21 protein-coding genes and 1 tRNA gene are annotated in these 23,483 nt (G+C 42.7%); 19 read left to right on the top strand and 3 right to left on the bottom strand.

Features of this window, described 5'->3' with window-relative positions; translation table 11 throughout:
- Nucleotides 1-27 precede the first annotated feature (27 nt).
- The 3 genes from GPS65_RS04260 (at nucleotide 28) to GPS65_RS04250 (ending at nucleotide 2,542) form a co-directional block, all read left to right on the top strand.
- Nucleotides 28-103, top strand: a tRNA-Arg gene (locus GPS65_RS04260).
- 474 nt (nucleotides 104-577) lie between these two features.
- The gene (locus GPS65_RS04255) at nucleotides 578-1,129 is read left to right on the top strand and encodes a hypothetical protein (RefSeq protein ID WP_012011343.1); all 552 of its coding nucleotides are present in this window, start codon (nucleotides 578-580) and stop codon (nucleotides 1,127-1,129) included.
- 243 nt (nucleotides 1,130-1,372) lie between these two features.
- Nucleotides 1,373-2,542, top strand: a complete 1,170-nt coding sequence (locus GPS65_RS04250) for a macrolide family glycosyltransferase (protein WP_119125410.1) — start codon at nucleotides 1,373-1,375, stop codon at nucleotides 2,540-2,542.
- A gap of 82 nt (nucleotides 2,543-2,624) precedes the next feature.
- Here GPS65_RS04250 and GPS65_RS04245 read toward each other — a convergent pair whose 3' ends face one another.
- Nucleotides 2,625-3,980: an IS1182-like element ISBpu1 family transposase gene (locus GPS65_RS04245; RefSeq protein ID WP_119125409.1), complete on the bottom strand. Its 1,356-nt coding sequence runs from the start codon at nucleotides 3,978-3,980 to the stop codon at nucleotides 2,625-2,627.
- A 209-nt stretch (nucleotides 3,981-4,189) separates the two neighbouring features.
- On the opposite strand from GPS65_RS04245, the gene nikA reads away from it, so the two are divergent.
- The 6 genes from nikA to abc-f all read left to right on the top strand — a co-directional run bounded on the left by nikA (nucleotide 4,190) and on the right by abc-f (nucleotide 11,093).
- Nucleotides 4,190-5,821 carry a nickel ABC transporter substrate-binding protein gene (gene nikA, locus GPS65_RS04240; protein WP_119125408.1) on the top strand — a complete coding sequence of 544 codons (1,632 nt, stop codon included), beginning with the start codon at nucleotides 4,190-4,192 and terminating at the stop codon, nucleotides 5,819-5,821.
- 15 nt (nucleotides 5,822-5,836) lie between these two features.
- A complete protein-coding gene (gene opp1B / locus GPS65_RS04235; protein ID WP_012011340.1) occupies nucleotides 5,837-6,766 on the top strand; it encodes a nickel/cobalt ABC transporter permease in 930 nt (309 codons plus the stop codon).
- Nucleotides 6,767-6,768: 2 nt separating this feature from the next.
- A complete protein-coding gene (gene opp1C / locus GPS65_RS04230) occupies nucleotides 6,769-7,659 on the top strand; it encodes a nickel/cobalt ABC transporter permease (protein ID WP_119125407.1) in 891 nt (296 codons plus the stop codon).
- Nucleotides 7,622-8,437, top strand: a complete 816-nt coding sequence (locus tag GPS65_RS04225) for an ABC transporter ATP-binding protein (protein ID WP_161985347.1) — start codon at nucleotides 7,622-7,624, stop codon at nucleotides 8,435-8,437. Before opp1C ends, GPS65_RS04225 begins: the two co-directional genes overlap by 38 nt.
- The gene (locus tag GPS65_RS04220) at nucleotides 8,431-9,201 is read left to right on the top strand and encodes an ABC transporter ATP-binding protein (RefSeq protein ID WP_119125405.1); all 771 of its coding nucleotides are present in this window, start codon (nucleotides 8,431-8,433) and stop codon (nucleotides 9,199-9,201) included. The genes GPS65_RS04225 and GPS65_RS04220 overlap by 7 nt, the downstream gene beginning before the upstream one ends.
- A 332-nt stretch (nucleotides 9,202-9,533) precedes the next feature.
- Entirely contained in the window at nucleotides 9,534-11,093 is a 1,560-nt protein-coding gene (gene abc-f, locus GPS65_RS04215) for a ribosomal protection-like ABC-F family protein (protein ID WP_192841753.1), read from the top strand.
- Nucleotides 11,094-11,107: 14 nt separating this feature from the next.
- On the opposite strand, the gene GPS65_RS04210 is transcribed toward abc-f, so the two are convergent.
- Entirely contained in the window at nucleotides 11,108-12,517 is a 1,410-nt protein-coding gene (locus GPS65_RS04210; protein ID WP_012011335.1) for a polysaccharide deacetylase family protein, read from the bottom strand.
- A 402-nt stretch (nucleotides 12,518-12,919) separates the two neighbouring features.
- On the opposite strand from GPS65_RS04210, the gene GPS65_RS04205 reads away from it, so the two are divergent.
- The 4 genes from GPS65_RS04205 to GPS65_RS04190 all read left to right on the top strand — a co-directional run bounded on the left by GPS65_RS04205 (nucleotide 12,920) and on the right by GPS65_RS04190 (nucleotide 16,140).
- Nucleotides 12,920-13,855, top strand: a complete 936-nt coding sequence (locus GPS65_RS04205) for a FecCD family ABC transporter permease (protein ID WP_238389147.1) — start codon at nucleotides 12,920-12,922, stop codon at nucleotides 13,853-13,855.
- Nucleotides 13,852-14,853, top strand: a complete 1,002-nt coding sequence (locus tag GPS65_RS04200) for a FecCD family ABC transporter permease (protein ID WP_012011332.1) — start codon at nucleotides 13,852-13,854, stop codon at nucleotides 14,851-14,853. The genes GPS65_RS04205 and GPS65_RS04200 overlap by 4 nt, the downstream gene beginning before the upstream one ends.
- A 17-nt stretch (nucleotides 14,854-14,870) precedes the next feature.
- Nucleotides 14,871-15,776 carry an iron-hydroxamate ABC transporter substrate-binding protein gene (locus GPS65_RS04195; RefSeq protein ID WP_202914165.1) on the top strand — a complete coding sequence of 302 codons (906 nt, stop codon included), beginning with the start codon at nucleotides 14,871-14,873 and terminating at the stop codon, nucleotides 15,774-15,776.
- A 139-nt stretch (nucleotides 15,777-15,915) separates the two neighbouring features.
- A complete protein-coding gene (locus tag GPS65_RS04190; protein ID WP_012011330.1) occupies nucleotides 15,916-16,140 on the top strand; it encodes a phage holin in 225 nt (74 codons plus the stop codon).
- An 88-nt stretch (nucleotides 16,141-16,228) separates the two neighbouring features.
- Here GPS65_RS04190 and slrR read toward each other — a convergent pair whose 3' ends face one another.
- Complete coding sequence (slrR, locus tag GPS65_RS04185) at nucleotides 16,229-16,699, bottom strand: HTH-type transcriptional regulator SlrR (protein ID WP_012011329.1); 471 nt, start codon at nucleotides 16,697-16,699, stop codon at nucleotides 16,229-16,231.
- Between the two features lie 257 nt (nucleotides 16,700-16,956).
- Here slrR and GPS65_RS04180 point away from each other — a divergent pair, with 257 nt between their 5' ends.
- The 6 genes from GPS65_RS04180 (at nucleotide 16,957) to GPS65_RS04155 (ending at nucleotide 23,470) form a co-directional block, all read left to right on the top strand.
- Nucleotides 16,957-17,688: a YveK family protein gene (locus tag GPS65_RS04180; protein ID WP_003213148.1), complete on the top strand. Its 732-nt coding sequence runs from the start codon at nucleotides 16,957-16,959 to the stop codon at nucleotides 17,686-17,688.
- Nucleotides 17,678-18,361: a CpsD/CapB family tyrosine-protein kinase gene (locus GPS65_RS04175; protein WP_119125404.1), complete on the top strand. Its 684-nt coding sequence runs from the start codon at nucleotides 17,678-17,680 to the stop codon at nucleotides 18,359-18,361. Before GPS65_RS04180 ends, GPS65_RS04175 begins: the two co-directional genes overlap by 11 nt.
- A 164-nt stretch (nucleotides 18,362-18,525) precedes the next feature.
- Entirely contained in the window at nucleotides 18,526-20,400 is a 1,875-nt protein-coding gene (locus GPS65_RS04170) for a polysaccharide biosynthesis protein (RefSeq protein ID WP_012011327.1), read from the top strand.
- Nucleotides 20,366-21,505, top strand: a complete 1,140-nt coding sequence (locus tag GPS65_RS04165) for a glycosyltransferase family 4 protein (protein ID WP_119125403.1) — start codon at nucleotides 20,366-20,368, stop codon at nucleotides 21,503-21,505. The genes GPS65_RS04170 and GPS65_RS04165 overlap by 35 nt, the downstream gene beginning before the upstream one ends.
- 2 nt (nucleotides 21,506-21,507) lie before the next feature.
- Nucleotides 21,508-22,347: a glycosyltransferase EpsE gene (locus tag GPS65_RS04160; protein WP_119125402.1), complete on the top strand. Its 840-nt coding sequence runs from the start codon at nucleotides 21,508-21,510 to the stop codon at nucleotides 22,345-22,347.
- Nucleotides 22,340-23,470 carry a glycosyltransferase family 1 protein gene (locus GPS65_RS04155; protein WP_119125401.1) on the top strand — a complete coding sequence of 377 codons (1,131 nt, stop codon included), beginning with the start codon at nucleotides 22,340-22,342 and terminating at the stop codon, nucleotides 23,468-23,470. The genes GPS65_RS04160 and GPS65_RS04155 overlap by 8 nt, the downstream gene beginning before the upstream one ends.
- Nucleotides 23,471-23,483 lie beyond the last annotated feature (13 nt).

Here is a 23,483-nt window from a genome sequence, read left to right as displayed (position 1 = left end):
ATATGCTGACGTTCAAAAACATATCGTGCGCTCGTAGCTCAGTTGGATAGAGCGGTGGTTTCCGGTACCACGTCTGCCGGGGGTTCGAATCCCTCCGAGCGCGTACTTGACCTTGTTTACGATGATAAAGGTCTTTCATGAACCCCTCTTCATTTGATGAGGGTTTTTTGTATGTTCAATCGGATTGATCGTTAGTGAAAAAATGATCTTGTAGCAACACAGCAACATCTATCCGAGTATAATAAAATAACCCCCACTCTTAACATAAGAATGGGGGTTATTGCTATAAAGGGGTTACCTGCCTTTTTGGCCTTTCCTGTAAATAGCCGCAGGTATAATTGTAAGAAGAACAATGATAAATCCAATCACGGATACAGTATTTTTTATTGTATTGTCATTCACAGTGAAGTTTGTCACGATCATTGCCGCCAGACAAAGAATGATGATTAAATAACTGTATTTCTCCAAGACTTTCACAAAATATCCCTCCAATATGAATCTATAAAATTGAAACAATTATTATAATATGATATTTTTACCTCATATACAAAAAATAAACAAGAAAGGGGTATATTGGATGACAACTATTTTTCATAAGAAGAGTGTTATATGCTTCATAACAGCTCTTTTCATGTTATTGTCAACGATTTTTACAGCGAATGCAACAGCAATTAGTCCTAATTCAGAAGTGGATGAAGAGTATCAAGAGTTGCTAGAGGTTTTATTGACGATTGAAGCTTTACCTGACAGCGTTATTGCAAAAGGAGATGAAGCCGTAGTTAAATGGTTGAAAGAGAACTCTAATATCCCTCTTCAACGACATGGTGAGGTTGTTACTATGGGTGTAGTTGGTTGTATTTCTGCGGTTGGAACTGCTATTATAACCAATGTTATACCAATAGCAAAAATTGCAAAAGTCAAGTCCGCAATAAAAGCTGCAGGAGGCGCGACAAAATTTGTTAAAACATTGATTCCAGCGTATAAAGCCGCCAGACAGGCGGGGAAAAGTAAGTGGAATGCTGTAAAGGCAGCTGTAAATAAAGCAGCGAAAAATGCTAGTCCTGAAGCAAAAAGAGCACTGCTTGAATTTTTCAATATAGGAAATGTGTATTCAGCGTGCTTTGAATAAATATCAAAACATTAGATCCGATCTCCATTGAAAAAACAGTCTGATGTATTTAAAAAAAATGCTTCTCAAATCATAATGTGAAAAAGACAAAGTTCTTATTAGGAGACTTTGTCTTTTTTCCTGCCACTTTATCATGAAATACTAGCCATAAGACTCATTTCTTCCCTTTACAGGCGTATTTGTTGAGCCTGCTGGCTGTATATGATTAACATGGAAGAGAATTGACAATGAGGAGGTATTTCTGTGGCGAAGGTTTTATTGATTACATTTCCTGCTGAAGGGCATGTGAATCCTATGTTAGGAATTATCAAAGCATGGGTAGATCGTGGAGATGAAGTGCATGCGGTCACAACTGTACATTATGAGGAACGAATGAAACGCTTAGGCGCTCACGTACATAAACATCCAGACTATATTCGGACATTACACGTGGATGAAGGAAATCTTGATTCCATGCAGCCGTTCTTTCATGCCATGCTGCAAACATCATTTGATATTTTAGAGGTGGTGGAAACACTATCTCAGCAGCATTCATTTGATTTTGTCTATTTTGATATGTTTGGGGCAGGGGAGCTTGTTCGAGATTACTTACAAATTCCAGGGATCGGTTCAAATCCATCCTTTGTGCTGCAAGAGGCGCATTTTGATACACCGCTATACAGAAAGGATGAGAGAGCTGATCATCTGTTAGAAAGCATACAAGAGCGTTTTGGCGTTCAGCCAACGCGTTTGATGCAATTTATGAAAAATCGCGGAGAACTGAATATCGTGTATACAAGTGAATATTTTCAGCCTTCTGTCGATGCAGTGAACGACTCATTTGTTTTCATTGGACCGAGCTTTCTAAAAAGGGCAGATCAGCATGATTTCCCGCTGGAAGCTCTTGAGCGAGAAAAAGTTGTCTTTATTTCGATGGGAACTGTTCTTGGAGATACAGAGGCATTTTTTAATATGTGTATTGATGCCTTTGCCGATTTTGATGGAAAAGTGGTACTCGCAACAGGTGAAAAAGTGGATCGGTCTCTCTTAAAAGAAGCACCTTCTCATTTTCTGATCGAGTCTTATGTGCCGCAGCTTGAAGTGCTTGAACTGACAGACGTGTTTGTGACACATGGCGGAATGAACAGTGTCAATGAAGGCATTCATTATCACGTGCCAATGGTTGTCATTCCGGTCGACAAAGATCAGCCGATGGTCGCACAAAGACTGACCGAGCTATCTGCTGCCCGAGCACTTGATAAAGATCAACTGACAGCAAAGCAGCTAAGAGAAACCGTAGAATCTGTTCTAGGAAGCGACACGTACCGTGCTGGAATTGAAAAAATTGAAGAAAGCTTCCAAACAGCAGGTGGAACCGATAAAGCATTGCGGACGATCGATCAATGGATGCAGACGAAACAGACTCAATTATGAGTCTGTCAGACCGTAGACAAACCCCACTTTTACTTCAAGTAAAAGTGGGGTTTTCACATTTTTTGAAAAAACATCATGTGTTTTACGCTGGACATGGTACTTTCCATGTCCAGTTTGCTAGCTTTTTAAGGTTCATGGCAGCGAAAGTAAGCATCGCTTGCATTGAAACTTTTTTTAGTCCACGAAGTTTCGTCCAACGCATACCATGCTTTTCTTTTGCATCCGCAAAAACGCGTTCAATCGTTTCTTTCCGTTTTGCGTAGATGCTCTTATTTATTTCAGTGAGTCTCAGATTGTCTGCTTCATCTAGATAATCCTGCCAAATATGCCGATGAATTTGTTTGGTGTGGTTTTGACTTTGGGTACACTTATCTAAAAACGAGCAGGACTCACATACTTCTGAATCGGATGCATATTGCTTATAGCCTTCTCTAGTCGTTGTACGATAAGAGAGAATTTGCCCGTTGGGGCAAATGTAACAATCAAAATATGCATCATATACGTATTCATTCTTTTTCAAATAACCAGCTTTTGTTCTTGGACGAGTGTAGGGCATGACAGGTCTTATCTCTTGATCCATTAAGAACTTAGCGATGTAAGGTGTTTTATATCCCGCATCTACTGCGACTACATTTGGTTTTCCGACTTTCTCTGTCACTTTTGATACGAGTGAATCCAACATACGACTATCATGAACATTTCCGCCTGTGACCAGCGAGCCTAAAATAAATCCTTTTGAATCACAAGCTGTATGAAATGAATAAGCAAATGACTTTTCACGTTCATACTTTACATAATAGCCACTCTCTGGGTCAGTTGTACTGACCTTGATTTCTTTTGTTTCTTCTTTATTCTGTAGGGGTAAGGGCTTTTTTCCATGTTCTTCACGATCAATATTGATCTCCTCATGAAGCTGATTTTGATAACTTCTTGTCTCAACTCGAACGATTTTCTTTTCAAGTTTTTTCTTATTGGCGTTCGCTTTGACATGAGTCGAATCAATGAAGGCGATAGACGGGTCAACGAGCCCTTTTTTCATCGCTTCTCTTAAGATTCGATAAAAAATTTGTTCGAATAAATCTGTATCGTGGAAGCGTCTCACGTAGTTTTTACCGAAGGTAGAAAAGTGCGGAATTTTCTCCGAAAATCCATACCCAATAAACCAACGATAAGCCACATTGGTTTCAATTTCTTTAATGGTTTGACGCATAGAGCGAATACCAAATAGATATTGGATTAAGACCATCTTAATGAGAACAACAGGATCAACACTTGGTCTACCATTATTAGAACTATAATGATCTTTGACAAGATCATAAATGAAGTCGAAATCGATTGCTTGTTCAATTTTCCGCACAAGATGATCTTCAGGCACTAATTCATCTAAAGCCACTACTTCTAATTGATTTCTTCTTTCTTCTTCACGTTTCGATAACATGTTTATCCCCCACAGATTATTGTTATTACCCTTATTATACAAAAAAGCTTGTAGACTTTGTCTACAAGCTGACAGACTCAATTATGAGTCTGTTTTTTGATGAAAAAAGTGATTGTATTCCCGATTCCTGTATGCTATTATTCAATTCGTAATCATTTCGATTAATAATCGTAATGATTACGATAATACAAGATTCGGAGGTAGTACATATGAGTGATCAGCCTGTTTACATAAAGAAAAAGCAAACCTATGTGACATACACCTTGATGCTTTTTTCAGTCATGGCTTGTTTTTTGTTGGCATCATGTTCTGATAACAAAGCATCTTCCGGTATGAATGACAGAGAAGAAGATGAGCTGGTGTATGCAAGTACAAAAGATATAAGGGATATCAATCCCCATTTATATGGCGGAGAGATGGCCGCTCAAAATATGGTGTTTGAATCGCTTGTCGTCAATACAGAGAAGGGCGTTCAGCCTGCCTTAGCCAAAAGTTGGGACATTTCAAAGGATGGGAGGACCTACACCTTTCACCTTCGAAAAGGCGTGACTTTTTCAGACGGTGAGCCTTTTAATGCAAAGGCAGTGAAAATGAATATGGACGCCGTCGTTAAAAACATTGAAAAGAACGCTTGGCTGAATCTCGTATCCGAAATCAAATCCACAAAGGCGGTGGACGAATATACTTTTATTCTCACATTAAAAGAGCCTTATTATCCTACGTTAGAAGAATTGGGCTTAACACGTCCCTTCCGTTTTATTTCTCCAAAAAGCTTCATTGATGGAACGACTGCAAAAGGAGTTCAAAGCTATGCAGGCACAGGTCCTTATGTGCTAAAGGAACATAAAAAAAATCAATATGCCGTTTTTAAAGCGAATGACCACTACTGGGGGAGAAAGCCAAACATTTCAACAGTGAAATGGAAAGTCATGCCGGATCATCAAACGATTTTACTTGCTCTGCAAAAAGGAGAAATAGATCTCTTATTTGGAGCGGATGGTGACATGATCGACGGAGACTCATTCCAGGCTTTAAAGGAAGCAGGTCAATATGGTGTGACCGTGAGTCCACCTGTTGGTTCGAGGTCGATTGTCATCAATTCAAACCAGCCAATGACAAAAGATCCGAAAGTCAGAGAAGCGTTTCAATATGCCATTCAAAAAGAGATGATCACAAAAGGCATTTTAAATGGAACGGAACAGGTGGCCCATACGCTGCTTGCCCCGTCAGTCCCTTACGCGGATATCCCTCTGAAAAAGAAAACCTATCAAAAAGAGAAAGCAGAGACATTATTGGATGAGGCAGGCTGGAAGCTGAAAGAAGATGGCTACCGCTATCAAAATGGCAAAAGGCTGAGTGTCGCCATTTACTATAATTCCGATAATGCAGGCGAAAGAACGATAAGTGAATCGATTCAACAAGATTTCAAGCAGGTTGGAGTTAATCTGGATATTAGAGGAGAAGAAAAACAGGCATTTCTAGATCGACAAAAAACAGGGAAATTCGACCTGATGTACTCACTATCATGGGGACTTCCTTATGATCCTCAAACCTATGTTTCTTCGTTCCGCGTAGCATCACATGCTGATTACCAAGCCCAATTAGGGTTGAAGAAGAAAAAGTGGCTGGACGAGACGATTACGAAAGTATTGGTAGAACCAGATGAGAAAAAGCGGAAACAAATGTATCGAGACGTCTTGACGTATATTCATGATGAAAATGTCTACATTCCAATCTCTTATTCTGTGACAAAGGCTGTTTATAATAAGCGCCTGAAAGGCATTGGTTTTCACGTGTCACAGTATGAAATTCCCTTTGACCGTATGTATTTTTCGTCATAAAGAGGAGGCGCACACATGACACGCTATCTCTTCAAACGAATATTGCTTCTTTTCCCACTCATGGTGTTCATTACTTTCTTTGCCTTTGTCCTGCTGACGATGCGGGCAAGTGATCCAGCTGAAGTCGCTTTGCGGGTGAATCAAGTCACTCCAACAGAAGACATGATTGAATCGATGCGGCAGGAGCTAGGCTTAGATCAGCCATTTCTAATACGGTATGTCACATGGCTTAAAGATGGATTATCAGGTGATTTTGGCAGGAGTTATGTCACACAAGAACCGGTTTTTGATCTCATCATGGGGGCGATGCCTGCTACATTGCAGCTTGCAGGAGCAGCGCTCTTTTTCATCATTGTGCTGAGTTTGTTATTCGGAGTGATCTGTGCGTATGCAGCGCATACCTGGTTGGACCGAGTACTGAGAGCCTTTGTGTTTATCGCTGCTTCAATGCCTAGTTTTTGGTTAGGGATTTTATTTATTTGGCTTTTTTCTGTCAAATTCAATTGGGTTAATACAAGTGGTATGGAAGGGTTCAAATCGCTTCTTCTCCCAGCTGTCACACTATCGCTTGGCTACTTATCCACCTATGTGAGACTGATCCGAAATCAAATCCTGAAATTTCAGCACGAGCCCTTTGTTTTTTATGCAAGAGCTCGCGGGTTAAAGGAACGCGCTATTCAATTGAAAGTAATGAGACATGCGCTTCAATTAGCAGTTACAGCACTTGGTATGTCTATTCCTAAGCTTATTGCTGGCACGGTTATTATTGAAAATCTTTTTGCTTGGCCAGGGGTTGGCCGGTTGTGTGTAACAGCTATTTTTCACGCTGATTTTCCGATTATTCAAGCTTATTTATTTGTGATGGGGTTCCTTTTTGTTGTGTGTAACCTCGTGGCTGATGTTGTACAAATGATGATGAATCCTCAACTGCGAAAGGAGGCGTGAAAGTGAAGATAGGTTGGCAACAATTAAAAAAAGATCGTATGGCGGTTGTTTCTATCTGGTTATTAGTACTTGTCGCTTTAGCAGGACTGCTTGCACCAGTGCTCGCACCACATGACCCAACCGAAACGAACATTCTTCAAAAATATGCCGGCATCAGTCTGACTTATCCGCTTGGAACGGATCAGCTCGGGAGGTGCGTATTGTCACGGCTTTTATATGGGGTTCGCACCACAATGCTTACGGCGATGCTGACGATGTGTATAACGATGCTCATTGGCAGTTTACTTGGAATCATGGCGGGTTTTTACCGAGGAAAGGTGGACGGCTTGTTGATGAGGGTGTGTGATGTCATGCTCTCTTTCCCAGCAGAAGTGATGATTCTAGCGATTGTCGGGATACTGGGGCCTGGACTGTTCAATATAATTTTGGCAAATGTCCTAGCGAAATGGGCTTGGTATACAAGGATGATTCGTTCATCTGTTCTACAATATGTGAATGAACCATCTGTTCAGTTTGTAAAAGTGTCTGGCGGCTCTTCATTTTACATCCTGAGAAAGCATTTATTTCCTCGCATTTCAGGAGAAATAGCTGTTTTTGCGACACTTGATGCGGGATGGGTCATTTTAAATATATCAGCCTTGTCTTTTCTGGGATTAGGTGTGAGCGCACCTACCCCGGAATGGGGGATGATGCTCAACGAAGCGAAAAATGTCATGGTGACCCATCCAGCCCATATGCTTGCGCCTGGGCTCGCCATCTTATTTGTGGTCATGGCGCTGAACTTTTTAGGAGACAGCCTGCAACAGGCTACGACCCCTGCGATGTATCATCACAATAAGAAGGGAGCGAGACCATTTGCCTTTCATCGACGTAAAAAACCTGTCCGTACATGATCCAGTCCAGCAAAAGAGTATCGTGACGAACATGACATTCTCCCTACAGCAGCAACACTGTTTAGCCATAATTGGAGAAAGTGGGAGCGGAAAATCAACCGTCGCAAAAGCGTTAATTGGCTTGATTCCACCTTCGCTAGAAGTAGAGGGAACGATCCTATTTGATGACGAAACATTGACAATTCAGACGGCTGAGCAGTGGCGAGGCAAGCGAATTGGCTTCATCTCACAGGATGCGATGAATGCGTTCAACCCCATCGAAACCATTGGTCATCAAATGATGGAAACATTCCAGCGACATTTGGGCTTACACGGAAATAAAGGGAAAGCACATGCCATCGCGGGACTGGAGCGAGTTCATTTGAATAATCCAAATGAATTATTGAAGAAATATCCTCATGAATTATCTGGAGGTATGCTTCAGCGAGTGATGATTGCAATCGCGATGATGCTTTCTCCTGATGTGATTATTGCCGATGAGCCAACTTCGTCGCTTGATTCGTATAATCGGCGTGAAGTTATCATGCAATTACAGAGGCTGAAAGAAGAAACAGGCGCGGTCTTGATCATCATTTCGCATGATTTAGGCGTCGTTCAGGCAATTGCTGACGAGGTGTTGGTGATGCATCAAGGGGAGATGCTTGAGCATCGCCCAGCTGAGAAGATATTCACAGTGCCTGAGCATCAACAAACGAAGCATCTACTTGAGACGAGGCGCCGATTATCTGCCCCCCTGGAAACGTTGCGGCAGCAGAGGTTGAGGGCATTTCCATGTTGATCACAGCTGATAGTCTCATCAAACATGGAGAGAAGAAAGGTTTCTTTCCTCGGCAAATGCGGTCAACACCACGCATCTCAAACGTTTCGTTTGAAATCGAAAAGGGACAATGTGCCGGATTAGTCGGTGAAAGCGGCAGCGGTAAAAGTACATTGGCACGAATCCTGCTCGGTTTAGAAAAAATAGATCACGGCAAGGTGCAGATTGATAGGAAGTCAGCTGACACATGGCGGAAGATGAACCGTGGAAAAATGAGTGTTGTCTTTCAGGATTATCGATCTTCAGTTCACCCTTCCTTTACGGTGAAAGAGATCGTTGCGGAACCTATGCGATTGTTAAAGCAGGAAAAAAATGTGGATCAGAAGATTTTATCGTTGCTTGAACAAGTCAGATTACCCTCTTCTTTACTAAATCAGTATGCTCATCAGCTAAGCGGTGGTCAGCTCCAGCGAGTGTGTATCGCACGAGCAATTTCAACGCATCCATCCATTCTCATACTAGACGAAGTTCTGAGCTCACTAGATGTCTCTGTTCAGGTGCAAATATTGGAGCTGCTCGAGACATTAAAACAAGAGCTAGACATGACCATCCTTATGATTACTCATGATATAGAAGCGGCAGTGTATCTATGTGATCGTCTCCTTTTCTTACATGAAGGAAGCATAGTGGAAGAATGTAATAAGAATGAACTGCTTGATGCGGTTCATCCATTTACGCTGAAATTAATGGACTCACTTATGCCATTTCAACTTGACAAAAAATAACCAATCTTTTATCGTATACGTAACAAACGACGGAAGGGTGACCCAATGCAATGAAGTACTAATCCTATGACCTGTAAGCAAAATGAAAAAACAAAGGCAGTGAGCAAACAATTAGTTTGCCATGTTTGCTGCGTTTTCATTTTTTAGCTTCGGAATAGGATGGTACAGCATGGGAATCAAAGAATGACGTGATTGATACGGGGGATGTGTGTGTTCAGGTAGGAACGGCACGTCATCCGGGATTGATCCGCTTATTTTTGTACACCATTTTGCCTCCTATTCTGAGAATGGGAGGCTTTTTCATGTCTCCTGATACGAAAGGAGAGGGTTGGATGTTAGTAAAAGCCAATCAGTTAAAAGTATTTCGAAAAGACCGATTGTTATTTGATATTGAGGAACTTACCATCCATCAAAGTGACCGTATTGGACTTGTCGGGGCAAATGGAAGCGGGAAAACGACACTATTACACGTGCTCACGGGGCAAGAGAAACCAGACAGTGGCACGTTTGCTGCCACAACGACCTGCACACTGCTACCTCAGCTAAAACAAGCAGAAGGCACACAGAGTGGTGGTGAGATGACCCAGACTTATATTGAGCGCGCGTTAAATCGTCCTTCTGCCCTTTTATTAGCAGATGAACCAACGACTCATTTAGATACTGAGCACATTGAGTGGTTGGAAGAAAAGCTTCACACTTATCAAGGAGCTCTCATCGTCGTTTCACATGATCGTGCTTTTTTAGATGCGGTATGTACGGAAATTTGGGAGCTGGATCATGGACGTCTCAATCAATACAAAGGCAACTACACGCATTTTGCACAGCAAAAAGAGTTAGCGCATCGTCAGCAGATGGAAGCGTATGAAGCTTATACACAAAAGAAAAAACAGTTAGAGCATGCGCTGGAAAAGAAAAAGAAAAAAGCCGACAAAGCGACAAAGCCATCTCAAAAGCTGAAATCCTCAGGGCCAAAAATTGCAAAGCCCTACTATGCAAATAAGCAAAAAAAGCTGCAAAAAACCGCCAAATCAATTGAAACAAGGATGGAGAAATTAGAAAAAGTTGAAAAAGTAAAAGACATTCAGCCCATTCAAATGACGCAGCATTCAATGAAGGAAGTAGCGAGCCGTACCATTTTGCGAGTGAAAAATGTAGATGGCAAGGTTGGCGATCAATTGCTTTGGAAGCAGGCGAATGTGGAAGTGAGAGGCGGGGACAAGGTTGCCATCATTGGCAAGAATGGGAGCGGAAAAACGACATTTCTCCGAATGCTGGTGAATGGACATCCCGGAGTTTCTCGCTCAGAAGCTGTCAAGCTAGGCTATTTTCGTCAAGATCTTTCAGGATTAACGGTAGATGAATCAATTTTACAAAATGCGCTGAAAGAGGCAGTTCAAGATGAGACAGTGGTACGAACGGTTTTAGCGAGACTTGGATTTCGAGGAGATGACGTGCATAAACCTGTTGGGGTGTTAAGCGGGGGAGAACGGGTGAAGACCATGCTGGCGTCCTTACTTGTCAGCGATGCCAATGTTCTTATGCTGGATGAACCGACGAACTTTCTAGATCTGGCGGCAGTTGAAGCGCTTGAAGGTCTCTTGAGGGATTACCCAGGTACTGTTGTGTTCATTTCCCACGACCGCAGACTGATTGAGAAGGTGGCAACTCGCATTTTTCATGTTCATGAAAAGCGTATTGAAGCATTTGACGGAACATATGAAGCGTATAAACAAAAAGACGACAAACCAGCTGTGACCCAAAGAGAAGAGGAGCTGCTGTTAATTGATTTACAGCTGTCTGAAGTGCTCAGCCGGTTAAGTATTGAGCCGTCTCAGGAGCTGGAGGAGACATTTCAAGCATTATTGAAACAAAAAAAATCTTTGGAGTCATAAAGAAAACCCCTGTGTTATTGCACAGGGGCTTGTTCATGTCGCTCTTTTTTTAATTCATCAAGTTCGCTGACTGTGACGAGCTGATACCCTTGTTTGGTGAGTTCATGAATGATCTTCACTGCTGCTTGAGCTGAGCTGTCATAAATATCGTGCATCAATACCGTTCTACCATCTGCTGCATGTGAGAGAACGTGGTTTGTGATCTGCTGGCTGTTGCGAACTTTCCAATCCTCTGGATCAACATCCCATAAAGAGACCTTCATCCCAACCGCTTGATTGATGTTTTGATTTGTTCCACCATATGGCGGTCTAAAGTGAGTAGGTGTATAGCCGCTCGCTTTCTCAATCAGCTTCTGAGTGTCCTTTACTTGTTTCACCGCCTCTTTTAAAGGAAGTCTTGTTAATAAAGGATGACTGTAAGAGTGGTTCCCGATTTCATTCCCGCCTTTTAGAATATCGGCAAGCATACCAGGGTAATACTGCACCCTGCTGCCTAATACGAAAAAGGTCGCATGTCCTTTATTTTCCTTCAGTGCTTCTAAAATTTTTGAGGTGGTCGCAGGGTTCGGACCATCATCAAATGTAAGGGCAATGGCTTTTTGATTTAGATCAAGTTTTGATTTTTGCGGCAGCTTGACGGCTTTTCTTTTCGGATTTGGTTCTTTCATTTCATTTTGATTTTTGGTTTTATTCATATATTCTGGCTTCATTATATCTTTCAGCAGCGTCTTTTTAATCGCGAGTGTTTGCGGACCAAGATCCTCGTCGGCGACTTGCGAGGCTGGGAAATAAAATTCTACATATTTCTCTTTCAAGGCAAATTGACTGAAGTTTTGAGCAGTCGGGGCTGTTCCTTTCTGAAGGAGCGCTTGATCCTTAGATAAGGTTTTGTCCTTTTGAAGCTCCGAATATGTAATGTAGGATAATTTCTTCAAAAAGTTGGTTTTAGGCAGAAATAGATCTTTTGTGTCAAGAAAGGTTTTTTTCTGAAAATCATAGTTGATCGTGAGATGATTAGTGGTCCCATTTTGCTGACCTGTATAGGTATAAGTGGTAAAGCGAATCGCAGCAGACTGCTTCGCATAATGCACCATATCATAATCAATATTCAATTCAAAGCGTTTGTTTTCATCGACGTCCTTGGCTTCACTAAACGTCTTTTTGAAATGCTCTAAAGCTGAATTGGCGTAGCTTTGAATCTTGTCATCTAGCTTCTTTTGATGAAAAAGAGGATAGTTGACTGCATATCTCATAAATTTCCCGTCATTTACGAGAGTAACGATTTCGACGTTTTTATAGTTCGTATCCTGTTTTACATTTTTCTTCTCGGTTCCACTTGCTTGTTGATTCTGAAAGAAAGCAACGACTCCAATGACGATCGCAAGTGCAAATAGGCCGATACTCCATTTTCCCTTTAGTGACACAACGTTCAAATCTCCTCTCAAGACGGGCCATTCTTTATCAGTTTGACATCTGTTTGTAATATTTTTATAACATTTGACTTACTTTTGTAATTTTAGAGGATATCCAGGCGGAATGTCAACTATTTTCCTATTAAACTATGAGAAAAAATGATAGGCCGTTTGAAATGAGCAAAGGCTGTCACCTGAATACCTTCATTAATTAAAAAATAAGGCGTAGATTGATTTTTGACAGGCAGGCAGATATAATTTTGATGATTATGATTCTCATTTTCAAACAGACTTTTAATGAAGAAAAGGATGACACCGATTTTGCAGGATAAGCGAACACCTCAACAAAAACGATCATCATATATTTTGTTCTTTTTGATATTTTTTCTCGCCGTCATTGGTTTGGCGGCTGCCATGTTTTTGGCTGTGTCATATGGTGCCAAAACATTGTCTCTGCAAACGGTTTGGACAGCTGTATTTAATTATCAGTCAGATGTCACAGAGCAACAGATCATCCATGAATTAAGACTTCCACGTGTTTTAGGAGCAGCTCTTGTTGGAGCGGCATTTGCCGTAGCGGGTGCGCTCATGCAGGGAATAACAAGAAACCCGCTGGCCGATGCGGGGATTTTGGGCATCAATGGCGGTGCGATGTTTGTGGTCGCTCTCTGTTTTGCTTTTTTCCCAGGCATCCCTTATTCGGCATTGATGTTGTTTTCCTTTATTGGTGCAGTGCTTAGTACGCTGCTGATCTTTGCGATTGGTGCGGCTGGTGGCGTTTTGACACCACTGCGCTTAACAGTAGCAGGAGCCGTAGTGGCTGCATTGCTTCATGCACTTAGCTCTGGAATCGCGATTTATTTTGACTTAAGTCAGGACCTTGCGTTTTGGTATGCAGGCGGAGTGGCTGGTGTGAAATGGCCGCAGCTGACTATTCTTGCCCCGGTCATTCTCATAGTGATCGTATGGGCGATGCTATTAGGACGGTCACTTTCGCTACTGTCGCTTGGTGAAGATGTTGCGGCAAATTTTGGGGTGAAAACGCGACAAGTGCGAATACTAGGAATGGTAGCTGCTGTATTATTAGCAGGGGTTTCTGTATCAGCAGTCGGCTCCATTGGATTTGTCGGTCTTGTTATCCCGCATATCGCACGAAAGCTGGTTGGTGTAAACTATCGTTTCGTCATTCCGATGTCAGCGATATTAGGCGCGGTGCTGCTTGTCTTTGCTGACCTTGCCAGCCGCACCGTTAATCCGCCGCGAGAGCTTGCTATTGGCGTGATGGTGGCACTTGTCGGTGTTCCTTTCTTCTTATATATTGCCAGAAAAGAAGGGAGGAACCTGTCGTGAGAGAGAAAAAGCGAGCTCTTGCTGTGACAGTCGTTTTGCTTTGTCTAAGTGCGGCTGTTGTGCTGTATAGCTTAAATACCGGTACGCTGAAACTGAATCCTCTTGTGGTCGTCAAAACGTTATTCGGCTTTGGAGATTTTCAAAGTGAAACGGTGCTGTTTGACTATCGTCTGCCCCGAATCGTGGTAACGATGCTAGCGGGAATTGGTCTTGGTATTGCGGGAGGCATTTTGCAAAGTCTATCTCGTAACCCGCTGGCCGATCCAGGGATTATTGGACTGAATGCAGGCGCCGCTTTTGGCTTAATCGTGTTTGTGACGTATTTTCACGCACTAGAAGGCAATCCCTCTCTTCTTATTCCGCTCTTCACATTTGGCGGGGGACTTCTTGCGGCAGCGGTCATCGTGCTTTTGGCGTATGACCGGCAGGAAGGTCTCGTTCCCATTCGGCTGATCCTAGTAGGAATTGCGGTGGCAGCGGGATTCAGTGCTTTGACATTATTTTTGTCACTCAAGCTAGATGAAGATACTTATACATTTGCTTCAAGATGGCTTGTTGGCAATGTATGGGGGAGAGACTGGATTCATGTGTTAGCGCTTTTGCCTTGGATTGTATGTCTTGTACCGCTTACGTTGATGCAGTCAAGCACGCTCAATGCGTTGACATTAGGAGATGCTGTTGCCTCAAGTGTCGGTGTACGTGTCCAGCGTCAGCGTCTCCTTTTGCTAACCTTAGCTGTTGGTTTGGCGAGTGCAAGTGTTTCGATGACAGGTGGTATTGGTTTTATTGGACTTGTCGCCCCGCATTTGGCAAGGCGGCTTGTCGGCTCACTTCATCAATATTTTTTACCTGTTAGTGGGCTCATCGGCTTGTTGATTTTGGTTAGTGCCGATACAATCGGACGTTCCATCTTTGCCCCAAATGCTATACCAGCGGGTGTCGTTGTGGCTTTTATCGGCGCTCCTTATTTTCTCTATTTATTAGCAAAAACGAAATAAACAAGAAAGAGGAACTCATCATGAAAAAATTACTTGTACTTGGTTTAACGCTCTGTTTCATCATACTTGCTGCTTGTGGTCAACAGGAAACAAAGAATAAAGCAACTCAAAATGATCATGGAACACCGAAAATTGCTTCCTTGTCTATTCATTTAACGAATGACTTATTAGCACTCGGTATCAAGCCGGCAGGCTCTGTTGTAGGAGGGGATTTAAAGGATTTCCTTCCACATGCGAAAAAGCAGCTGAGTGGTACGAAGAAGCTTGGTATCGCAGCCGATCCCGATATGGAGTCTCTGCTTGCCCTACAACCAGATGTTATTTACGTTGATGAAGAACTAGCTGGACAAGATTTATCGAAATATAAGAAAATCGCCAAAACAGAAGTATTTAATTTAAATAACGGCACTTGGCGCGATCATTTGAAAAAAATCGGCAAGCTCGTCAATAAAGAGAAAGAAGCCGATCAATATATTCAGGATTACAATCAAGAAGCAAAAGAAGTCAAATCACTCATCAAACAAAAGATTGGAAACGGAAAAGTAATGGCGATCCGTGTGACGGCAAAAGAGCTTCGAGTATTTAGCATGAAGCGCCCAATGGGTCCAATCTTGTACGAGGATTTAGGCCTTACACCTGTCGATGGTGTGAAGAAACTGGACAGCAAGCGTCCATTTGAAGTGATTTCTCAAGAGGTTCTTCCTGACTATGATGCAGATGCTATCTTTGTCGTCGTGAACCGCGATGATAAAGCGCAGCAAGCATTCAAGCAACTAGAAAAGACACCGATTTGGAAGGGTCTAAAAGCTGTGAAGAACAATCAGGTCTATCCGATTGTCGATCAGCCATGGCTCGATTACTCAGCACTAGGCAATAAAATGGCATTGGATGAAGCGAAAGAGATGTTCTCTACATCAAAATAAGATGAAATCAGGCATCATTCCTTATATAGGTATGATGTCTCTTTTTTTGATCCGGTCTTCTATTCATTCGGCTTTTGCATACATATGAGAAAGAACGAGCCGTATCACCCGTGAAGGGGAAGAAAGGGAGGGGTTACAGTTGGAGGTTCAAAAAATTAGTGCAGGTACAATCGCAAGGCTTGTACTGCTTTTGCTCGCACTTGTCAACAGTGCGCTAACCGCTGCGGGAAAAAGCCCAATTCCTATTGATGAAGAAGGTATTCAACAATTCATCACGTTAGCCTTTCTTGGGATTACATCTCTCTGGGCCTATTGGAAAAACAATGATATAACGAAAAAAGCACGAACAAAAAAAGCAGAATAAGAGGAAAAAGAGCCTTTTCATGATAAAAGGCTCTTTTTCAGCGAAGCGTCAAACGCCTCTCCCCGCAATTTGACTCTTCCTGAAAGGCTTACGCCCGTCGTTCTCCCATGTTGGCAAGGAATGCTTTTACTTCCTCAATGCTTAAGCCGATAGCCTTTGCTTCACTCATCAGACCCTTCCACTCTGATATATTCGAATCCGTCAGCTTTCTATGAGTGACATGTAACGTTCTATCTTCCTGCTCCTTTCGAGACGTTTGGAGAAGCTGATAGAGTTCTTCTTTTGGCATGCCGGATTGGACGGCATTGACGATATGCTCCCGCCATTCGTGTTCACCACTCTCAGCGTCATGAAACATCATCGTCTCTGCATCAAACAGCTCTTGTAAATCAATCTCTAGCGAAGAGGATACCTTTTTTAAAAACTGGACAGATGGATTTCTGTGGACACCGCGCTCAATCTTACTCAAATACGATTTAGAGACATGGGCATCTTCAGCCAGCTGCTGAATGGAGTATCCTTTCCTCTTTCGGTAAATGCGTATCACCTTTCCTATCATTCGATCAATGATCTCCCTTCTCCCTAGCTAATCGTAGTGCGACCTTTTCGTTCATTATAAGAAATAAATTGTTCTTTATAAAATTCAAAAACGTAAGAATCAGGAAGTAAACAAAAGAAAACGAACGATTTCGTTCTTTAAAAAGAACTATAAGACCTATTATGACATTTTTCTTTGCGGGTATTATCTTTTATAATCCAATCATTAACAAAAAGAAACCATATATAACCTTTTTATGATGAAATCGGGAGGTATCTATGAATGAGAATATAGGTTTTAAGCAGCTGTTTTCTGTCATTAAAGAGAAAATGGCCCTTCTGATCCTGATTGTCCTGATCGTAACGGGCATTTCAGCCTACTATCAGTTCTATGTCTCGACTCCTGTATATCAGGCAACCACTCAAATTCTTGTTCATAAACGCAGCAATGACGCACAAGCAAACTTAAACGATATTCAGATGAACCTTCAATATACACGTACCTTTCAAGTTTTATTAAAAAGTCCAATCGTCATTGAAAAAGTAAAAGAAACACTCAACCTCACAGAATCAGCTGAAGGATTAAAACACAAAATTGCCACAAGTACAGAAAATGAGTCAGAGGTCATTAATATTTCTGTACAAGATGAGGATCGCGCAAAGGCAGTTGCCATTGCGAATACTGCAACAGAGGTGCTGCAAGAAGAAATCAAAAAAACCATGAATATGGATCGCATTAATGTTTTGTCTGAAGCCAAACTGTCCAATACGATTCTTATGAATTCAAGAAAATTCGTTCATATCGTACTGGCACTAGGCGCCTCTTTATTAGGGGGGGTAACACTCATTTTCTTAATGAACTTACTCGATGATACTGTAAAACGAACACATCAAATAAGAGAAGAGATCGGATTGCCGTCGCTCGGCAGCGTCTATCAGATGCAGGCAGACAGGAGGGCAAAAAAAGACAAGCAGTCCGTCATAACGGGAGGACAGAACATTGATCTTTAAGAGAAAGAAAAGAGAAAAGAGAGATTTATCCTGTATTTCAGTATTAAATCCTCACTCTGTCATAGCAGAACAATTCCGTACGATCCGAACGAACATTGAATTCACATCCATCCAAACAAGGTTGAAATCTATATTGGTGACATCCTCCTTGCCGAAGGAAGGGAAATCATTTACGGCTGCAAACCTAGCAGCTGTTTTTGCACAGCAGAAAAAGCGGGTGCTGCTGATGGATGCTGATTTGCGAAAGCCGGCTGTTCATGAATATTTTGACCTGAGTCATCATACGGGCTTGACCAATGTGCTATTAAATAATTGCAGCTTGGAGGAAGCCATTTTACCCACACCCATTGAGCATTTAGAGCTGCTTCCGAGCGGAACCATTCCGCCGAATCCAGCTGAGCTGCTCTCCTCTTCTGTCATGAAGCAGCTGTTTTATGAAATCGAACAGCAATATGACATGGTGATTGTGGATTCTGCGCCGCTTCTGCCAGTGGCCGATGCAAAGATCCTGGCGAACCGGACAGATGGAAGCATTCTCGTTGTCTTAAGCGGCAAAACAAAGATAGCTGCAGTGAAGAAATCAAAAGAAGTATTAGACGGGACAACAGGTAAACTACTTGGAGCTATGCTAAATGGAAAAAAAGAGAAAAAGGGAAGGCTGTATATGTATTAACAAGATTGATAGGTGATGTCTCCTAATCTTTAACAATGGAGGCACTCGATCCTGCTGTGGGCATGACAATGCCTTAGATGCTCGTCATCAATAGTGGGATGTGAGGACGGGTTTGATGCCCATTTTACGTAAGAATAGTGATGTTTTAAAAAGGGGGAGGAGCGTTGACTTACGCCCAAAGATTATCAATCATCGTGGCACTAGATTCATATCTCATCTTAGTGGCTGTCTTTTTTGGTTTTCAATTTGTCCAAGAAGCGGCGTTAACTGTTTATACATTTGAAATGCTCGTCATTTCTTCGCTCAGTCTACTCATTGGGCACCATTTGTTTTCGTATATTTTTCACGTGTACAAGCAAGTATGGGCTTATACAGGAGTAAGAGAGTTATTTTCTTTAATGAAGACCTTTGTATGTTCTTTTTTATTTTCAATGGCAATGCTGTACCTTTTCGTGCAGACATGGCCCTTTCGTTTTTTATTCATCGTGTGGCTTTTCCACGTATTATTCATCGGTGCATCTCGAATGGCGTCCAGGCTACTCCATGATGGGGCAAAGCGGCTACAGGTAGAAAAAGAGCGGGCTTTAATCATTGGCGCCGGATCGGCTGGGACCATTATCGTTCGTCAGCTTCAGCAATCGAGTGATGTACATATTGAACCCGTCGCCTTCATAGATGATGACAAGACGAAGCATAAGCTTGAAATCATGGGACTGCCTGTTCTAGGAGGAAAAGAACAGATTCAAACAGCTGTTGTGATGATGGATATACAAAAGATCATCATCGCCATTCCGTCCAAAAGCAGTCATACGTTAAAAGGGCTGTATAAGGAGTGCGTAGCGACGGGGGTCAAAACGCAGATCATGCCGGAGATGGAGCAGATTTTAAAAGGAACCCATGCGCTGAATCAATTACGAGATGTACAGCCAGAGGATTTATTAGGGAGAGAACCGATTCAATTAGATTCAAGCCGTCTATCTGTCCATTTAAAGGGGAAAACGATCATGGTTACAGGGGCAGGCGGATCAATTGGATCAGAAATCTGTCGTCAAATTTGTGTGTTTGCTCCTCAAGCGATTGTGCTTGTGGGACATGGAGAATTTAGCATTCATTCTATTTTACTAGAGCTGAAAGAAATTTATGGGGACACCATCAGTCTCTATCCGCAAATTGCGGATATCCAAGATAAACAAAAAATGAGTGAAATCGTTGGTCAGTTTCAGCCGGATATGATTTATCATGCCGCGGCACATAAGCATGTCCCGCTCATGGAGATCAGTCCAAAAGAAGCCGTGAAAAACAATATTATCGGGACAAAAAATGTCGCAGAAGCTGCACATGAGCATGGCATTGAAACATTTGTCCTCATTTCCTCTGACAAAGCGGTCAATCCTGCCAATGTCATGGGCGCCACAAAACGATTTGCTGAAATGCTAATCATGCAAATGGGGGCAAGCAGTGACACAAAATTTGTCGCGGTTCGGTTTGGAAATGTACTCGGAAGCAGGGGAAGCGTCATTCCAATTTTTAAGAAACAGATTGAACAAGGGGGGCCGGTCACGGTCACACACCCAGCCATGACAAGATATTTTATGACCATTCCAGAAGCATCAAGACTTGTCATTCAGGCGGGAGCCCTAGCAGAAGGAAGACAGATTTTTGTATTAGATATGGGGGAGCCAGTGAAAATTGTCGACCTCGCAGAAAACCTCATTCACCTCTCAGGCTACACTACAGACCAGATTCCGATTACGTTCACAGGCATTCGCCCTGGGGAGAAAATGTATGAGGAACTACTCAACCAACATGAAAAAGCACAGGAACAAATTTTCCCGAAAATTCATATCGGCCATGCGCTGGATGGGGACCCATATGTGCTGAACCGCTTTATCCATGAATTTGACATGATGAGTGAAGAGCAAATGAGAGAAGCATTGTTTGCTGCCATCGAATCACATGATTTGTTGTCTGAACAGATGACAAGAGAGGGGGAAGCGCTTGCCGATGAAGAAAAAAGTCTTGTTTTGCGCAACGGTTGACTATCATTTTCAGGCATTTCACCTTCCGTATTTTCGGTGGTTTCAGGAACAAGGATGGGAAGTGCATACAGCGGCAAATGGTCAGCTGGAGCTTCCCTATGTGGATCAAGCGCACTCGATTCCGATTCAGCGCTCTCCTTTTCATGTGCACAACCGGCTTGCGTATGTTGAGCTGAAGAAGCTGTTAGCGAAAGAGCACTACGACTTCATCCATTGTCACACACCAATGGGCAGTGTGATTGGTAGACTTGCAGCCAAAAGCGCGCGCAGAAAAGGGACGAAGGTACTTTACACAGCACATGGCTTTCACTTTTGGCAAGGAGCGCCGCTTCAAAACTGGTTGCTCTATTATCCAATTGAGCGATGGCTCGCCCGCCATACAGACGCTCTGATCACCATTAATGGAGAAGATTTTAAAAGAGCTGATCGTCTATCAAAAGAGCGGGCATCTGTTTATTATGTTCCTGGTATGGGTGTGGATATGAAACGATTTGCACCAGTTAATGAAAAAGAAAAGCAGCGTCTTCGTGCAGTCCATGGCTTTTCTTCAGCAGATTTTATTGTGCTGTGCGCTGGCGAATTAAATGCGAATAAAAACCAAGGGATGCTCATCAAAGCATGTGCCAAGCTATATAGGAAAATACCAAATGTGAAGATCGTGTTTGCCGGGGAAGGGGCCATGCGGCCGACGTATGAAAAGCTAGTTCATGAGCTCCATCTTGAAAAGCAGGTCCAATTTGCTGGTTTTTGCAAACAAATTGAAGAATGGATGCATTTGAGTGATGTATGTGTATCGACTAGTTTGAGAGAAGGGCTTGGCATGAATCTGCTTGAAGCCATGTCTGCAGAAAAGCCGGTCATTGCTACAGAGAATAGAGGACACTGTGAACTGATCAGACATGGCGTGAATGGCTTTTTAGTCAAACCACATGATGTGAATGACTTGGCTGAATATTTGCACCAGCTTTATCACAAAAGGGATCAGCTGCCCCTCATGGGAAAAGCAGGGCGCTCCTTAGCACATGCATTTGCACAGGAGCAGACGGTGAGTGCGATGGAAGAAATTTATACCACTTATATGGATCAAGCAGAGAAGGTGATGTGAGCATGCGTAAGCCAAAAGTGTCTATCATCATGGGCGTCTACAATTGCCAAGACACAGTAGAAGAAAGTATTGAATCCATTCTTCAGCAAACATATGACAACTGGGAGTTCATCATATGTGATGACGCATCAACAGACGGCACCTATGAAAAAGTGCTGTCTTATACAAAACGAGACCCTGAAAGAATTCGCCTTATCCGCAATGAGCATAATCAAAGGCTCGCTGCCAGTCTGAATCGCTGTCTAGCTGAAGCGAGGGGAGACTTGATTGCAAGGCAGGATGGCGACGATATATCAGTACCTGATCGTTTAGAAAAACAGGTGCATTTCCTTGAATCACATCCTGAATATGATGTGGTTGGGACGGCGATGACCGTGTTTGATGAATCGGGCACAAAAGGTGTACGTGCACTGATTTCAGCGCCTGATCGAAAAGTGCTGGCAAGAGGAACGCCTTTTTGTCATGGAACCATTATGATGAGAGCTACTGCGTACAAGGATTTAAATGGATATCGCTCTGTGAAAACAACGAGGCGGATGGAAGATATCGATCTGTGGATTCGTTTTTTTGCTGCGGGGAGAAAAGGCTTTAATTTACAAGAGCCGTTATACCTTGTAAGAGAGGATGAAGCGGCTTTTCATCGTCGTAAGTTTCAATATTCGATAGATAATGCTTGGCTCGTTTTAAAAGCATGCTGGATATTAAAATTGTCGCCGATTCATTATCTGTTTGCGCTAAAGCCGGTAGTCCGCGCCTGTTTATCACCGAAGATCATGAAATTTTATCACCAGCGGAAGCTAGAGGCGTCTTTGTTGAAAAGGAGGCCGATTCGGGATGAGTGAGCCAAAGCGTGTCCTTCATATTGTGGGCGGGATGAACCGCGGCGGAGCTGAAACGATGATCATGAACATCTATCGTGCACTCGATCGAAATGTCCTTCAATTTGACTTTATTACCCACCGGAAGGATGTCTGTGATTATGATGAGGAAATTCAGAAACTCGGTGGACGTATTTTTTATGTCCCGAGTATTGGAGCTTCCTCCCCTTTTGCATTTGTCAGAACTTTGACAAAGACAATCAAGCGAACAGGACCGTATCAAGCAGTGCATGCACATACAGATTTTCAAACAGGCTTCTCTGCCCTTGCTGCGAAATTGGCGGGTGTGAAGGTACGTATTTGTCATTCGCATAATACTGCTTGGAAACAGTCGCCAAATGGGATAGACCATATGATGCTCAAAGGATTTCGCCGGCTGATTTTTGCATTTTCTACAAAGCTTGTTGCATGTGGTGAGGATGCCGGTGCCTTTTTATTTGGTCAGAAAAAAATGAAGAATGGACAGGTTGAGGTGCTGCCGAATGGGATTGATTTATCCCTTTTCTTTCAGCCTGATCCAGAAGAAAAGGTGAAGATCAAGAAGCAGCTAGGTCTTCACGAAAAGAGCATGGTGATAGGTCATATTGGCCGCTTTCATGAACAAAAAAATCACGTTTTTTTTATGGAACTGGCACAGACCTTAAAGAGGCAGGGGGTCTCATTTCAGCTTGTCCTTGTAGGAGATGGACCGCTGAAGCAGGTGGTTGAATCGTATGCGGACAAGGCCGGCTTGTTAGACGACATTGTCTTTACAGGCGTCGTATCGGACATTCCACAATATATGAAAGCATTTGATGTTTTTGTCATGCCTTCCTTGTTTGAAGGACTTCCGCTCGTTTTAGTGGAAGCACAGGCATCTGGATTGCCTTGTGTGATTTCAGATCATATTACAGAGGAAGTAGATTTGGGCTGCGGTCTTGTGAAAAGAATGTCGCTTCGGGATTCCGCGCATGAATGGATGAAGGCGGTGCTTGAAGCGTATCATGCAGAGCCGCCTCTTCAAGAGACCATTACGTCCCAGCTTGAACAAAGAGGATTTGATGTCAAACAGAACATCACACGTGTGATGAATGGATATGGACTGTAAGGAAGGAATGGCA

Source organism: Bacillus pumilus, assembly GCF_009937765.1.
GTDB lineage: Bacteria > Bacillota > Bacilli > Bacillales > Bacillaceae > Bacillus > Bacillus pumilus_O.
Note: the sequence above shows the minus strand (reverse complement) of the source record. Positions and strands in the feature narration are given on the sequence as shown.